General features: G+C 64.5%; 1 pseudogene. It reads left to right on the top strand.

From position 1 onward, the window contains the following. Positions 1–47: 47 nt before the first annotated feature. Positions 48–278 (top strand): annotated as a pseudogene (locus tag JL475_RS39435) (IS6 family transposase); the annotation flags it as partial. Positions 279–366: the final 88 nt, after the last annotated feature.

Genomic DNA, 366 nt, shown 5'->3' with positions numbered 1-366 from the left:
GGCGCTGTCACGTTGGCTGAGCGGGTGGGATGATCTTCTGGTTGATCATGCGGGAGGGGTTGTCCGTGGACAGCGCGTCGCCGTCGTACCAGGGGCACCGGTACCCGGTGGAGATCATCTCGCATTGCGTGTGGCTGTACTTCCGCTTCCCGCTCGGCTTCCGTGAGGTCGAGGAGCTGATGCTCGCCCGTGGCGTGATCGTCTCGCATGAGACGGTGCGGCGCTGGTGTGTGAAGTTCGGGCAGTCCTACGCCGGTGCGTTGCGCCGCCGTCGGCCCCGGCCCGGTGATAAGAAGTCATCTCATTTGGCTCGATAGGCTCTTGGGCATGGCAGGGATCGTTGAGCGGCTGGTGCCGGACGAGTTG

This window comes from Streptomyces sp. M2CJ-2 (genome assembly GCF_016757295.1).
Classification (GTDB): domain Bacteria; phylum Actinomycetota; class Actinomycetes; order Streptomycetales; family Streptomycetaceae; genus Streptomyces.
Note: the sequence above shows the minus strand (reverse complement) of the source record. Positions and strands in the feature narration are given on the sequence as shown.